Annotated in this window: 11 protein-coding genes; 3 read left to right on the top strand and 8 right to left on the bottom strand. The window is 64.8% G+C overall.

Features of this window, described 5'->3' with window-relative positions; all coding sequences use genetic code 11:
• Positions 1 to 88 precede the first annotated feature (88 nt).
• A complete protein-coding gene (locus EPO50_RS23450) occupies positions 89 to 1,381 on the top strand; it encodes a transcription antitermination factor NusB (RefSeq protein ID WP_296348035.1) in 1,293 nt (430 codons plus the stop codon).
• A gap of 13 nt (positions 1,382 to 1,394) precedes the next feature.
• Here the strand turns inward: EPO50_RS23450 and EPO50_RS23455 are convergent, their stop codons facing one another.
• From EPO50_RS23455 to EPO50_RS23490, 8 genes are all read right to left on the bottom strand, one after another.
• On the bottom strand, positions 1,395 to 2,294 hold the full coding sequence (locus tag EPO50_RS23455) for a DMT family transporter (RefSeq protein WP_296348037.1): 900 nt from the start codon (positions 2,292 to 2,294) through the stop codon (positions 1,395 to 1,397).
• Positions 2,295 to 2,417: 123 nt separating this feature from the next.
• Positions 2,418 to 3,554: an FUSC family protein gene (locus EPO50_RS23460; protein ID WP_296348039.1), complete on the bottom strand. Its 1,137-nt coding sequence runs from the start codon at positions 3,552 to 3,554 to the stop codon at positions 2,418 to 2,420.
• Positions 3,551 to 4,711, bottom strand: coding sequence for an HlyD family secretion protein (locus EPO50_RS23465; protein WP_296348041.1), 1,161 nt, complete (start codon positions 4,709 to 4,711; stop codon positions 3,551 to 3,553). Before EPO50_RS23465 ends, EPO50_RS23460 begins: the two co-directional genes overlap by 4 nt.
• A 46-nt stretch (positions 4,712 to 4,757) precedes the next feature.
• Entirely contained in the window at positions 4,758 to 5,894 is a 1,137-nt protein-coding gene (locus EPO50_RS23470; RefSeq protein WP_296348042.1) for an NADH:flavin oxidoreductase/NADH oxidase, read from the bottom strand.
• A gap of 33 nt (positions 5,895 to 5,927) precedes the next feature.
• On the bottom strand, positions 5,928 to 6,857 hold the full coding sequence (gene nudC, locus EPO50_RS23475; RefSeq protein ID WP_296348044.1) for an NAD(+) diphosphatase: 930 nt from the start codon (positions 6,855 to 6,857) through the stop codon (positions 5,928 to 5,930).
• A 118-nt stretch (positions 6,858 to 6,975) separates the two neighbouring features.
• The gene (locus EPO50_RS23480; RefSeq protein WP_296348046.1) at positions 6,976 to 9,939 is read right to left on the bottom strand and encodes an FAD-binding and (Fe-S)-binding domain-containing protein; all 2,964 of its coding nucleotides are present in this window, start codon (positions 9,937 to 9,939) and stop codon (positions 6,976 to 6,978) included.
• Complete coding sequence (locus tag EPO50_RS23485; protein ID WP_296348048.1) at positions 9,897 to 10,886, bottom strand: tripartite tricarboxylate transporter substrate binding protein; 990 nt, start codon at positions 10,884 to 10,886, stop codon at positions 9,897 to 9,899. Before EPO50_RS23485 ends, EPO50_RS23480 begins: the two co-directional genes overlap by 43 nt.
• 14 nt (positions 10,887 to 10,900) lie before the next feature.
• A complete protein-coding gene (locus EPO50_RS23490) occupies positions 10,901 to 11,581 on the bottom strand; it encodes a GntR family transcriptional regulator (protein ID WP_296348049.1) in 681 nt (226 codons plus the stop codon).
• A gap of 65 nt (positions 11,582 to 11,646) precedes the next feature.
• Between EPO50_RS23490 and EPO50_RS23495 the strand changes: the two genes are divergently transcribed.
• Positions 11,647 to 12,840 (top strand): aminotransferase class V-fold PLP-dependent enzyme, encoded by a 1,194-nt coding sequence (locus EPO50_RS23495; RefSeq protein WP_296348052.1) that lies wholly within the window; start codon positions 11,647 to 11,649, stop codon positions 12,838 to 12,840.
• 413 nt (positions 12,841 to 13,253) lie between these two features.
• Positions 13,254 to 13,889 (top strand): DUF1062 domain-containing protein, encoded by a 636-nt coding sequence (locus EPO50_RS23500; RefSeq protein WP_296348054.1) that lies wholly within the window; start codon positions 13,254 to 13,256, stop codon positions 13,887 to 13,889.
• Positions 13,890 to 13,946: the final 57 nt, after the last annotated feature.

Raw genomic sequence — 13,946 nt, forward strand, 5'->3', positions numbered from 1 at the left:
GAAACGCGGCGAGGATAATCAGCCGCAGCAGACCAGTCGCGATGAAGACCCATGACAAGCGCGCCAACCGGGTTTATAGCGCCGCGCAATGGACGCTACTCCGCTCGCCTCCCGCCGCGTCGCACTGGATGTGCTGGTCGCCTGCCTCGACAAGGGACAACCGCTCGACGACGCGCTGGCACGGCACCAGGGCTTTGCCGGCCTGGACCCGCGCGACCGCGCCTTCGTGCGCCTGCTGCTGGCCACGACCTTGCGCCGGCTGGGCGAAATCGAGGAAGTGCTGGCAGGCCTCATAGAACGGCCGCTGGAAGGCGCTAACGCTACCGGTAAGCAAATACTGCGCTTGGGCGCGGCCCAGCTCCTTTTCCTGGGTACGCCGCCGCATGCCGCCGTCGATACCTCGGTCCGCCTGGCCGAGGATGCCCGCCTGCCGCACCTCAAGGGCCTGACCAACGCCGTGTTGCGCCGTATCAGCCGCGACGGCTCAGCCCTCATGGGCGATCGCGACCCCGCTCGACTCAACACGCCGCAATGGCTGTGGGAGAGCTGGGCCGAGGCCTATGGCGAAGCGGAAACCCGCGCCATTGCAGCCGCACATTTGATCGAAGCGCCGCTCGACCTGACGCCGCGCTCCAATGCCGATTTCTGGGCGGGCCAGCTCGAAGCCGAAAAGCTGCCGACCGGTACGTTGCGCCGCTCGGGTGGCGGAGCCATCACCGAACTACCGGGTTTCGCCGAGGGCGCCTGGTGGGTGCAGGACGCGGCCGCCACCCTGCCCGTGCGCCTGCTGGGCGACATTGCCGGCAAGAGCGTGGCCGATCTCTGCGCGGCTCCCGGCGGCAAGACGATGCAGCTCTGCGCCGCCGGCGCCGAGGTCACGGCTGTCGACATTTCCGCACGTCGCATGACGCGGCTGGGCGAGAACCTGGCGCGCGCCGGGCTGACAGCCGAACTCGTGACGGCCGATGCCAGCAAGTGGGCGCCCGCGCGGACCTTCGATGCGCTGCTGCTCGATGCTCCCTGCTCCGGCACTGGCACGCTGCGTCGCCATCCGGACATCGCCTGGCTGAAGGACGAGGAAGATGTCGATCGCCTCACCCTCACCCAGGACCGACTCTTGCTCCACGCCACGGAACTGCTGAAGCCCGGCGGCATGCTGGTCTACGCCGTCTGCTCGCTGCAGGAAGACGAAGGCCCTGCCCGTTTCGAGGCCCTGCTGGCCCGCGACAAGCGCCTGCGCCGTCAGCCTGTCGAGCCTGCGGAACTGCCGGGTCTCGAAGCCGCGATTACCAAGGACGGCGATATTCGCACCCTGCCCTCGATGTGGTCCGACTGTGGCGGGCTCGACGGATTTTTCATCGGGCGTGCCGTTCTGACCTGAGAGGCAAGACGCCTTATGGTTTCAGCGCCGACTTGATGCGTTGGCGTTCGACGTGGCCGAGGTAGAGGCCGGAGCAGACGATCACACCCGCGCCGATCCAGGTCCAGAAATCGGGAACGTCCTGGAACACGAGATAGCCCAGCAGGGCCGCACCGAGGAGCTGCATGTAGTTGAACGGCGCCACGACCGCTGCCGGCGCCTGGCTGTAGGCAATCGTCAGGAAGTAGTGCCCGACGCCCGCCATGACGCCCATGCCGACGAACAGCGCCCAATGCCAGCCGAGCGTCGGCGTCACCCATTCGAAGGGCAGCAGCGGCATCGCCACGACAGTGCCGACGATCGTCGCCATGGTGGCTGAAGCATCCGGCCGCTCGGTCTGGCCATAGCGCCGCGAGAAGAGCTGGTAGAGCGAGCTGCAGAGTGTGCTCGCGACGATCAGCAGGGAGTGCCACTCGAAATGGGCATGCCCCGGCCGCACCACGATCAGCGCACCGATGAAGCCGACGGCACACGCCGCCCAGCGGCGTGGACCGACCGGTTCACCGAGGAACTTCGACGAAAGCGCCGTCACCACCAGCGGGCTGGTCAGCGAGATCGAAGCCGCCGTCGCCAGCGGCAGATAGACGATGCCGTGGAAGTACAGGAACGACGAGAAGAAGAGCAGCAGGCCGCGGATGATCTGGCTCGGCACGTTGTGCCAGCGAAACAGGTTCATCCCGCTCTGCGGCAGGAACAGCACCAGCATGAAGATGAAGGCGAAGATGTAGCGGCCCCAGATGACCTCGACGACCGGAAAGGTCTGGCTCAGCGTCTTGGAAATTGCATTCAGGACCGAGAAACAAAGGACTGAAAAGATGATGGAAAGAATGGCCCGCAGGGTCCGGTCCACCGGCGGCGGCACGTCGCTCTTCATCTTTGCAACCTAACGATTGGCGTCGCGTGAGCAAGCGCAGCATCGGACTACGCCCTCCTGCCAATTGCATGGATCGCGCTCCGAAACGACAGGCAGCGTGCAAGCAGTGTGCCAGCGGCTGCGCTAGGGCTTCAGCTCTTCCTTCAACTCTTCCGCGCTCGGCCACAGCAGAAGCGAGACGAGCATCAGGATGCCGAGTCCGCCGGTAATGCCGACAAACCGGTCGATGCCCGGCATGATGCTGGCAGGCGGCGACAGCCCCTGGATCATGGTGATGACAAAGACGAAGGCGAACTGGGTGCCGACATAGCCGACACCGTGCCTGCCGACCTGGATGTGCATACCCACCCAGACCACCGCGGCGATCATGGCAAGCCACCAAATGAAGGACTCGACCTGCAGGGCAAGACAAGCCAACGCCACGACGCCGCCGAACAGGCAACCGATGAAACGATGCAACGATTTCTGGGCAACCTGATGCCGCGTACCGACGCCACCGTCCGCAATCAAGGGCGCGGCCATCACCACCGCGATCGTAACCGCCATCTCGGTCACATCCGGCAGGTCGATCATGACCCAGATCTCCAGCACGGCGACGACGGCGATGGCCGATCGGACGCCATGCAGCACAGCCGGCCATTGCGCACCCAGCAGATGGCGCCATCCCGGCGCCGTGGGCGGAGGATCGGCATGCCAGTCCTGCAGGACATTGGCGACGACAATGGCGGAGCCGACGCCGACCGCCACGTCGATCACGCGATAGACGGCGAGCTGAAAGGCCTGCGTCGGGTCGTTCAGGTTCGACAGCAGTACCAGGCTCGACGTGATCGACATGAATAACCAGGCAAGCCCATGTGGACTGACCTGCATGGCGATGACGCCAAACGCGGTCGTCAGAGCAAGAAACAAACAAAGAGCGAGGTGATCGTAGGGCAGCCAGCGCGCCATGATGAAGCCGAGCACTGCACCGGCGATCGTCCCTGTCAGGCGCAAGAGGCCGCGGCGCAGGGAAGCTGCGCCCGTCGACATCAGGGACATGAATCCGCTGATCGCCACCCACCATGGCGCGTCGAGCTGCAGGGCGAGCGCCAGAGTCGTCGACAGGGTCACCGAGACGGCGGCGACGATGCCCTGGCGGGTCTGCACGGGGTTTGTTCCCAGTTCCTTCAGTTCCCGCCAAAAGCCCGCAAGCGTCTGTTCGACCATCCGGCCGCCTTCGGCGAAGTCCTCGATCACATTGCGTGCGAAGGACGTCTTCACGGGAAAATCACCGTGCGCGCATCGGCGCCCATGTAGAGCTTGAACTCGTCCGGCTTGTCGACGAGCACGATGGTCACCGGAATGCGGCGCTGCAGGCGAATCCAGTCAGTGGTCGGCGCCACGTAGGGCAAAAGCATGTCCGGCCCCGGATTGCGGCTGATGCCGCGCGCGATACCGGTGATCTTCGCGCGATGCCAACGCCAGGGCTCGCTGTCCAGCCACACCCACGCGGTCTGACCGACCTTGAAGTCGCGAATGTAATACTGCTTGTAGTTGGCCATGATGCGCCACGCATCGGCATCGACAATGCCGATCATCGGCACGTCGATGTTGGCGGTATCACCGGGCTGCAAGGTCAGGTTGGTAATCGTGCCGTTGACCGGTGCGAAGACCTGCGTGCGGTCCAGTTTCCACTGGGCTGTCGCATTCTCGGCAATGGCGACTTCCAGGGCAGCCTGGTGCGCCACGATGCCGGTCTGCGCCTTGGAAATCGCGATCTGGCTGATCGTCATCTCCGCCTGGGAACGGCGGAGTTCGTCGTTGGCCCGATCGAGTTCGGCGCGCGGCGCGTACTCGTTCCTGGCCAGATCGGCATAGCGCGCCTGCTCCTGCGCTGCGTAGACGTTTGCCGAGGTCGACGCGGCAAGGGCTGCCTGCGCCGTGCTGAGCTCCTCTTGCGAAGACTTCAGGAGTGCCTTTGCCTGCTCGATCTGTGCCTTGGTCTGGTTGACGACGAGCTGAAACGGCACCGGGTCGATGGTGACGAGCTTGTCGCCCTTCTTGACCGTCTGATTGTCGACGACATGGACGGCGATGATTCGGCCCGTGATTTCCGGTGCCAGCGCGACGAGGTCGGAGCGCACATAGGCATCGTCCGTATAGACGACGTACGCGGTGAAAACTTCCCAAATTATGAAAAGTGCAAGAAGCGTCCCGCCAACCACGAGCAGCCGGTGAAGACGGCTGGTCTCGCGCTTCGTCAGACCCGTCGGCGGAGTGACCGATGCAGGCGCCGGTGGAGGAGCTGGATTGGGTACCGGATCTGGCGCGGGCTCGGGAACTGATGCAGGCGCAGCCACGGCCGGCGCCTGTGGCTCAGGCTTCCGTGGAACCTCGGCAGGCGCCGGCGGTTGCGGCTGGGTAACGTCGGGCGGCATTGTTCGGCAAAATAGCGCGACCAGCCCGGGAAGCCCATGCCCTCGTCTACTCTGCCGCCTTCGGCATGGCAGCCTTCGGCTTGAACGGCAGGATCGTCGTCGCGCGCACCGCGGGCAGCGGCAAGGACGGCGTCTCGACACCCAAGGCGCGTGCGGCATTCCAGGCCCAGCGTGGATCGAGCAGGAACGGCCTTGCGTGCGCGGTGCAGTCGGCCTCGCCACTGGCGATGATCCGCTCTGCCTGCTCCGGCTCGGTGATCAGCCCGACCGCCCAGGTCTTGATGCCGGCTTCCTTGCGCACGCGCGCCGCGAACGGAACGTGGTAGCCGGGTTCGATCTTGATCTTCTGTCCCGGCGCATTGCCGCCCGAACTCACATCGACGAAGTCGCAGCCGAGCGCCTTCAACTGGCGCGCGGTCTCGACCGTATCCTCGATCGTGACGCCACCCTCGACCCACTCGACGGCCGAAAGCCGGATGCCCAGAGCCTTGTCGGTCGGCCAGACCTTGCGGACGGCCTCGAAGACTTCGAGCGGGAAACGACGGCGCTTCTCCATCGTGCCACCGTACTCGTCGGTGCGGTGGTTGCTGAGCGGCGAGAGGAACTGGCTGAGACAATAGCCGTGGGCGCCATGCAGCTCGATCACGTCGAAGCCCAGCCGTGCGCTGCGCTCCGCCGCCGTCACGAAAGCCTGCTTCACGCGCTTGAGGCCGACGCCATCGAGCGCCACGGGCGTGTGCCACTTGGCAGCCGGATCATAGGGCAGTGCCGAGGCCGAATAGGTGGTCCAGGGAAGATCGGGCGCGTCGGCCTGGGTAAGCGGTCCGCCACCCTTCCAGGGTCGTTGCGCCGAGGCCTTGCGCCCGGCATGGGCAAGCTGAATGCCGAGCTTCACGCCGGGCATCCATCCCCTCACCCAGTCGATCACCGGCTTTAGCGCCGCCTCGTTCTCGTCGCTGTAGAGGCCGAGGCACCCCTGGGTGATGCGGCCCTCGCGCTCGACATGCGTCGCCTCGAGGCAAAGCAGGCCCGCCCCCGACATCGCGAGCATGCCGTAATGCACCTGATGCCAGGGCTGAGCGCTGCCATCGACGGCCGAGTACTGGCACATCGGTGAAACGACGATGCGATTGGGCAGCGTGACGCCGCCGAGCTCGACAGGAGTGAAGAGTTTGGCGGTCATACTGTAATCCTGATGTGATCAGCCGTAGATCGGTTAACCGTTGATGGAAGGACCGGCCTCGTGACCCAGCCATTCCTCGATGAGGCGGCGGGCAATCGAATCGCGGCGCGGCATGAAGAAGGAGCCGTCCGTGGGCAGGTTCTCCGGCTTGAGGTCTTCGCGGCTCATCCAGCGGGCACTGGCCAACTCGTCCTCGTTGACGGTGAAGTCCAACGACTCGGCTTCGGCGTGGAAGCCGATCATCACCGAAGCCGGGAACGGCCAGGGCTGCGAGGACCGGTACGTCACGTTACTCACCTTGACCCGGACTTCCTCGTAGACCTCGCGCGCGACGGCATCCTCGAAACTCTCGCCAGGCTCGACGAAGCCCGCGAGAGTTGAATGCATGCCGCGCGGGAACTGCTTGCCGCGTCCCAGCAAACACTTGTCGCCGTGATGGACCAGCATGATCACCGCCGGATCCGTGCGCGGGAAATGCTCCGTCTTGCACGACTCGTTGGTGCACATGCGCACGTGACCGCCGCGCGTGATGCGGGTCGGCGATCCGCACACGCCACAGAAACGATGGCGGCGATGCCAGTAGGTCATGCCGCGTGCATAAGCGAGGATCGAACCCTCGCGCGCGAACAGCAGCGCGCCGACCTGGCGCAGATCGACGAACTCGCCCATCTCGGTCAGGGGCGTTTCGAGACCGGTCACGTCGACGGCAAAATACGGAGTGCCTTCGACATAGCCGAGGAAGATCTTGGTCTCGCTCGAACTGACGACGGCACGCGCCATCATGCCTTGGAGGAACACCGGTTCCGGGTCGCCCCCGGTCTTCACCAGGTTCCTCTCGGTATCGATCGGAACGAACCGCGCCGCGCCTGACGAGGCCAGTTCAATCATGCGCTCGTCGTTCTCGCGCTCATGGGAGGAGCGGTCGATTTCGGCGCTGGAATAGGGGTTTCTAGGTCTCTGCATAGGGCGCGGACCGTGCCACAGCGAGGGCGGGACCGCAATAAATCCGGGCCTTCTGCACCGCGAGGGGACATACCGCCGGCTCGTGCAATCGATTGCACGTGCCGGAGGCGCGCGCCCGCTAATCCAGCGCCGAGGCCAGGACCTGGGCGACGTGCAGCGCCTGGCGATCGGCGCCGTCGGCGATCTGGTGGCGGCAGGAGGTGCCGTCAGCCACGACCAGCGTATCGGCATCGGCCTTGCGCACGGCCGGCAGCAGCGACAGCTCAGCCATGGCCATCGACGTCTCGTAGTGCTCGGCCTCGTAACCGAAGCTGCCGGCCATGCCGCAGCAGCTCGATTCGATCGGCGTCACCTTGAGGTCGGGCACCAGGCCCAGCACTTCCTGCACTGCACTCATCGCGCCAAACGCCTTCTGGTGACAGTGGCCGTGCAGCAGTGCCGTCTTCTCCTGCAGCGGCTTGAGATCGAGCGTCAGCCGCCCTTCTCGCTTCTCGCGCGCCAGAAACTCCTCGAACAGGACGGCGTTGTCGGCCACCGCCTTGGCGTCCTCGCCGAGATTCATCGCCAGGAACTCGTCGCGCAGGGTGAACAGGCACGAGGGTTCGAGGCCGATGATGGGCACGCCCTTGATCGCGAAGGGTCGGAGCGCATTCAGGAGCCGCCGTGCCTCGCTGCGCGCCCGCTCGACCTGACCGGTCGAAAGATAGGTTCGGCCACAGCAGAGCGCCGGGGCGCCCAGGGTCGGCCAGGCGACGGCGACCTTGTGGCCGGCTGCCGTCAGTACCTGCCGGGCGGCGTGCAAGATCTCCGGCTCGAAGTTATTGGAGAAGGTGTCGGCGAAGATCACCACCGTGGCGTCGCGATCGTCGACCTCGGTGGTGGTGAGGAAGGTATCGCTGCGCCACTGCGGCAGGCGGCGCTGCTTGGCGAAGCCGAGATAGGTCTGGAAGAACCAGGCCGCATTGAACAGCCACGGCAACCGGCGCGCCCATGGTGCCATCGAGGGCACGGCGCCGATCATCCGGTCGCGCCAGGAGAGGCCGCGCGCCATGCTCCGCGCCGACTTCACCTCGATCTTCATGCGCGCCATGTCGACGCCGGTGGGGCAATCGCGCTTGCAGCCCTTGCAGCTCACGCAAAGGTCCATCGCCGCGGCGACATAGTCGGAGCGCAGAGCTTCGGGGCCGAGCTGGCCGGAGAGCGCGAGCCGGAGCGTATTGGCGCGACCGCGCGTCAGATGCTTCTCGTCGCGTGTCACGCGGAAGGACGGGCACATCGTGCCGGCGTCGAACTTCCGGCAATGGCCGTTGTTGTTGCACATCTCGGCGGCCTTCGCGAAGCCGCCGGTGCTGTCGCCGCCGCTACCGGGTTCGGTGAGTTCCTCGGTGCGCGGATCGTTCTGGACGTTCCACGCCGACCAGTCGAGTGCGGGGGTGTAGTTGATACCCGTGTAGCCCGGCTTGAAGCGGAACAGACTGCGATCGTCCATGCGCGAGGGCCGCACGATCTTGCCGGGATTGAGGATACCTTGAGGGTCGAACAGATCCTTGACCGTCTCGAAGGCCTTGGTGAGGCGTGGGCCGAACTGCCAGCCCACCCACTCCGAGCGCACCAGCCCGTCGCCATGCTCGCCCGAATAGGCGCCCTTGTATTCGCGCACCAGCGCCGAAGCCTCCTCGGCGATGGCGCGCATCTTGGTGGCGCCTTCGCGGCGCATGTCGAGGATCGGCCGCACGTGCAACGTGCCGACCGAGGCATGGGCATACCAGGTGCCTTTGGTACCGTGCTTCTCGAAGACGTCGGTGAGGCGTTGCGTGTAGTCCGCGAGATGCTCCAGCGGTACGGCGCAATCCTCGATGAAGGAGACGGGCTTACCGTCTCCCTTCATGGACATCATGATGTTGAGGCCGGCCTTGCGGACCTCCCAAAGGGCCGCCTGCGGGCCGGGCTCCGGCATCTCGACGACGCTGCCCGGCAGGCCGAGATCGGCCATCAACTCGACCAGCCGCGCGAGATCGCGAAGCTGGTCCTCGCGCTCCTCGCCGGCGAACTCGACCAGCAAAATCGCTTCGGGCTTGCCGATCAGCGCCCGCTCGATGACGGGGCGAAAGGCAGGATTGGCACGCGCCAGCTCGATCATCGTGCGGTCGACCAGTTCCACCGCCGCGGGCTTCAGCTTCACGATGTGCTGGGCGCTGTCCATCGCCTTGTAGAAACTCGTGAAGTTCACAACGCCCAGGGTCTTGTGCTTGGGCAGCGGCGCGAGCTTCAGCGTCAGCCGCTCGGTAACCGCAAGCGTGCCTTCACTGCCAACCAGCAGGTGGGCAAGGTTGACCGAATTGTCGGTCGTGTAGGGCCGCTCCGACTGCGGGAAAAAGATATCGAGATTGTAGCCGCCGACCCTCCGCAGCACCTTGGGGTACATGCGCTCGATCTCGTCGCGTTCGGCGAAGGCAAGCTCGGCCACCTTGTCGGCGATGGCGCGCACCGATGGCGGCATGTCCTCGGGCCGTGCCGAGCCGAAGCGTGCCCTCTCGCCGTTGGCCAGGATCGCGTCGATCGAAGCGACGTTGTGCACCATGTTGCCGTAGCGGATGGAGCGCGAGCCGCAGGAATTGTTGCCGGCCATGCCGCCGAGCGTGCACTGCGCCGAGGTCGAGACATCGACCGGATACCAAAGCCCATGCGGCTTCAGCCAGGCGTTGAGCTGGTCCAGCACCACGCCGGGCTGCACCGTCACCTGCGCCTTGTTCTTGTCGAACCCCACGACCTCGCGCAGGTACTTCGAACAATCGATGACCAGCGCCTCGCCGACCGTTTGGCCACACTGCGAGGTGCCCGCACCGCGCGGCAGGATCGCCGCCTTGGCATCGCGCGCCACTTCGATGGCGAGCCCCAGGTCGGTCTCGTCGCGCGGCACGACAACGCCCACCGGCTCGACCTGGTAGATCGAGGCGTCGGTCGCGTAGCGCCCACGCGAGGCCCTGTCGAACAGGACCTCGCCCTTGAGCGTGCGTCGCAGATTTTGTTCGAGCGTGCTCAGTCTAGTTTCACCCCGGCCGCCGCAACGACCTTCTGCCATTTCTCGATTTCGGTGCGGATGCGCTTGGCAAAGTCAGCCGGCTTTTCGCCGCCGACCTGCGCGAGCTGATCCTTCCAGATGGTCTGAAGCTTCGGGTTCGCCAGCGCCTTGACCACCTCCGCGTACATGCGATCGACGATCGGCTGCGGCGTACCCTTGATCGCCCACAACCCGTACCAGGTCGACACGAGCCAGTTCGGCACGCCGATCTCGGCCGCCGTCGGCATGTCGGGATACTCCGGCAGGCGCTGCTGGGTCGCCACCGCGAGGCCCTTCAGCTTGCCTGCCTTGATCTGCTGCGCCGAGGTTCCCATGCCGTCGAACATCATGTCGGCATTGCCGGCGAGCAGGTCCTGCATGGCAGGGCCCGCGCCGCGGTAAGGCACGTGCGTAATCTGGGTCTTGGTCTCGAGCTTGAATAGTTCGCCTGCCAGATGATGCGCCGTACCGGCGCCGGCCGAGGCGTAGTTCACCTTGCCAGGATTGGCTTTCACGTAGGCGATGAATTCGGCGGCCGTATTGACCGGCACCTTGTTGGGATTGATCGAGATCACCTGCGGCACCAGCGCCACCATGGTGATCGGCTCGAAGTTCTTCTCGAGATCGTAGTCGAGGTTCTTGTAGATCGACGGCGCGATCGTGTGGTGGATGGCGCCGACGAAGAAGACGGAGCCGTCGGGCTTCATCTTGGCTGCCTGCGAGGCGCCCACCGTGCCGCCTGCCCCACCTTTGTTGTCGATGATGATCTGGCAGCCAAGCTGCTCACCAACCTGGGCCGCCAATGGCCGCGCGAAGACATCGGTGCCGCCGCCGGCCGGGAACGGGTTGACCCAGGTGATCGTCTGCGGTGGCCAGCCCTGCTGGGCACGCGCCACGGCGGGCGCCGCCAGGGCGGCGGCAAGCCCGAGCTTCAGCGCTTTGCGGCGCGTGGAAAAAGTCGACGTCATTGTTCGTTTCCTCCCTAAAGGATCTCACTGTCTTGATTATTCATCGAAGCCAGCACCGCCTGCTGCTTGGCACGCAGATGCCGGATGAGGAGATCACGTAGCGCAGCGCCATCACGCGCGGCAAGGGCCGCGATCATGGAACGATGTTCTGCAACCGCCTGGTCCCATTTGGCGCGGTTGAGGTTGGAGCGGAACCGCAGCGCATGCAGGCGCGCGTTGAGGGTGCGGTAGGTCTGGCCAAGTACCGCATTGCCGGCAATGGCGTTCAGCCGGTCGTGGATGATGCGGTTGATGCGATAGTAGGCCGGAAGATCGTGCTGGAGGTGCGCGGCTTCCATTTCCGCCTGCAGCGCGCGCAGATCGGCGATGTCGTTGTCGGTCACCCGCGCCACCGCGAGTTCTCCCGCCAGCCCTTCCAGGGCGGCCATGACCTCGAAGCCATCGCGCACATCGTCCGGCGACAGGGCCACGACCTGGGCGCCGCGATTGGGGAGCTGAACCAGCAACCCGTCGGCGGCCAGCATACGGAAGGCTTCCCGAAGGGGTGTACGTGAGACGCCCAACCGTTCGCAAAGCTCGCGCTCGTTCAGCTTGGCGCCCGGCTGCAGCCCGCCCTCGATGATCAGGGTGCGCAGCCGTTCGGCCGCCGCCTCCGGCAGGCTCGATCGGGCGATGGGAAAGGAAGAGCCATCCATGTGTCTGGACTCAGCTTGGCATATTGTATACAAAATGCAAGTGAACAGTTGGAAAGGCTGAAGCCATGCGCCTGAACTCCCATCCGAGCGGTCGTCATTTCCTGCAAATTCCCGGGCCGACCAATGTTCCGGACCGCGTTCTTCGCGCGATGGATCATCCGACGATCGATCACCGCGGCCCCGAGTTCAATGCACTGGCCAAAAAAGTCCTGCGGTCTGTCCGGCAAGTTTTCCAGACAAAACAACCGGTTATCATCTATCCCGCATCCGGCACAGGAGCTTGGGAAGCCGCCCTCGTAAACACCCTGTCGCCCGGCGACCAGGTGCTGATGTGGGAAACCGGCCACTTCGCTTCCTTGTGGAAGAAGATGGCCGATAAGCTTGGAATCAAATCAGAATTCATGGGTGGCGACTGGCGCAAGCCGGCCGATCCAGCGGCCATCGAGAAGCGCCTGAAGGAAGACACCGCCCACGCCATCAAGGCGGTCTGCATCGTCCACAACGAGACCTCGACCGGTGTTGTGAGCGACATCTCGGCCGTCCGGCGCGCCATGGATGCCGCCCGGCACCCTGCCCTGCTGCTGGTCGACACGATCTCTTCGCTGGGTTCGATCGACTACCGCCACGACGCCTGGGGCGTCGACGTCACGGTCGCGGGCTCGCAGAAGGGCCTGATGCTGCCGCCCGGCCTCTCCTTCAATGCGGTGAGCGAGAAAGCGGTCGCGGCCTCCAGGGCCTCCAAGATGATCAAGGCCTTCTGGGGCTGGGACGAGATGTTGGCGGCCAACGCCAACGGCTGGTTCCCCTACACGCCGGCGACCAACCTGCTCTATGGCCTCAACGAAGCCTGCGACATGCTGCTGGAGGAAGGGCTCGACGCCGTATTCGCCCGCCACACCCGCCATGCCGAGGCGACACGCGCCGCCGTCAACGGCTGGGGGCTGGAGATCCTGTGCAGCGATCCCAAAGCTTATTCAGGCTCGCTGACCGCGATCGTCATGCCCGAGGGTCACGACGCCGACGCCTTCCGCAAGGTAGCGCTGGAGAACTTCAACCTGTCGCTCGGCCAGGGCCTCACCAAGGTCGCGGGCAAGGTCTTCCGCATCGGCCATCTCGGCGACTTCAACGACCTGATGCTGATGGGCACGCTCTCCGGCGTCGAGATGGCGCTGGGTCTCGCCAAGGTTCCGCACAAGGCAGGCGGAGCCCAGGCCGCCCTGACCTACCTGCGCGACACGGCGCCGGGGGCGCGGGGCTAGGCGCCTTCCGCGCACCTTGGCCGGATCAACAAAGTTGCATGAAAGCCGCAACGCTGCGGCTTTCAGCTTCTGGATGTGTCGAGGGACTCCCTTTCGAACCGCTCCTTTGTTATCGCTGCGGTCGAAGAGCATTGGCGCATCGAGATAGACTTTGCCTAAGTAAATACCGGTCTCAGTCAGTTTCACCCGTACTGCCCGACAGCAACACGCCGTCGGGGCGTGCGACCATGTTCATCGGGTGGCGGCAAGAGACCGGTTTGGCATTGTTAAAATGTGCCATGCGCAGCCTTCTGTCTCGTGCAGAGCCGCTGTCTCAGCTCTTCAGCTACCCCTGAACATCGCCACACCGCGTACCCGCAAGGGTTCTCTCCTGCACCACCGTGGTGGACTTCCGAACGGAAGCCCAAGACGGTATGTGCGATTCACTTCGGGTTCGATGGACCATCGTTCCCCAGACTGCTCCCCAGCCCTGGGTTGCCTGCAGCAAATGCGGGAGCCTGAGAGCCTTTCAATCCAGCGGCAAAACCCGCCTCAATGCCAACGGTCGCAAACTCGATGCGTGGCTGATCTACAAATGTCTGACCTGCGAGAAGACATGGAACCGGCCGATCTTCGAACGACGGAACGTCCGCACCATCGAGCCTTCTGTACTGGACGCGCTACAGGCCAACGATCCGCAGTGGATCCGGGCGGAAACGTTCAATCTCGACGCGCTGAGACGCAAGTCGCAGCGCGTCGACGAGTTTCCTGAATGCGACGTCGTCAAAGACGTGCGGCACGAAACCCGCCATTGGACGAAACTGGAGATCGAGCTGGTGGTCCCGCTTCCAGCCAGCACACGCCTTGATCGTCTGTTGGCGTCCGAGTTGCAAGTCTCTCGCGCGCGCCTTCAGACGCTTCACGACGCAGGTACACTTCGAACGGACTCGGCCGGCGCCGACATTCTGCGGCGACGTATTAAAGCCGGCACGCAGGTTACGATCGACCTCTCTACCGAGGCCGACCGAGAGCAACGATGGAGACCTTTGGCGACAGGTATTCCACTCTAGGCGGGAAGGTCCTCGCTGCGTTCCGCGCGGAGCAAGTTCCGCGCGGAACGACACCCG

It is taken from the genome of Reyranella sp. (assembly GCF_004297405.1).
Lineage (GTDB): Bacteria > Pseudomonadota > Alphaproteobacteria > Reyranellales > Reyranellaceae > Reyranella.

What these genes read in the sequence shown, in the direction of transcription:
- EPO50_RS23465 (WP_296348041.1), bottom strand. Translation starts at nt 4,711, where the DNA reads ATGCCGCCCGACGTTACCCAGCCGCAACCGCCGGCGCCTGCCGAGGTT.
- EPO50_RS23450 (WP_296348035.1), top strand. Translation starts at nt 89, where the DNA reads ATGGACGCTACTCCGCTCGCCTCCCGCCGCGTCGCACTGGATGTGCTG.
- EPO50_RS23485 (WP_296348048.1), bottom strand. Translation starts at nt 10,886, where the DNA reads ATGACGTCGACTTTTTCCACGCGCCGCAAAGCGCTGAAGCTCGGGCTT.
- nudC (WP_296348044.1), bottom strand. Translation starts at nt 6,857, where the DNA reads ATGCAGAGACCTAGAAACCCCTATTCCAGCGCCGAAATCGACCGCTCC.
- EPO50_RS23490 (WP_296348049.1), bottom strand. Translation starts at nt 11,581, where the DNA reads ATGGATGGCTCTTCCTTTCCCATCGCCCGATCGAGCCTGCCGGAGGCG.
- EPO50_RS23480 (WP_296348046.1), bottom strand. Translation starts at nt 9,939, where the DNA reads ATGGCAGAAGGTCGTTGCGGCGGCCGGGGTGAAACTAGACTGAGCACG.
- EPO50_RS23455 (WP_296348037.1), bottom strand. Translation starts at nt 2,294, where the DNA reads ATGAAGAGCGACGTGCCGCCGCCGGTGGACCGGACCCTGCGGGCCATT.
- EPO50_RS23500 (WP_296348054.1), top strand. Translation starts at nt 13,254, where the DNA reads ATGTGCGATTCACTTCGGGTTCGATGGACCATCGTTCCCCAGACTGCT.
- EPO50_RS23495 (WP_296348052.1), top strand. Translation starts at nt 11,647, where the DNA reads ATGCGCCTGAACTCCCATCCGAGCGGTCGTCATTTCCTGCAAATTCCC.
- EPO50_RS23470 (WP_296348042.1), bottom strand. Translation starts at nt 5,894, where the DNA reads ATGACCGCCAAACTCTTCACTCCTGTCGAGCTCGGCGGCGTCACGCTG.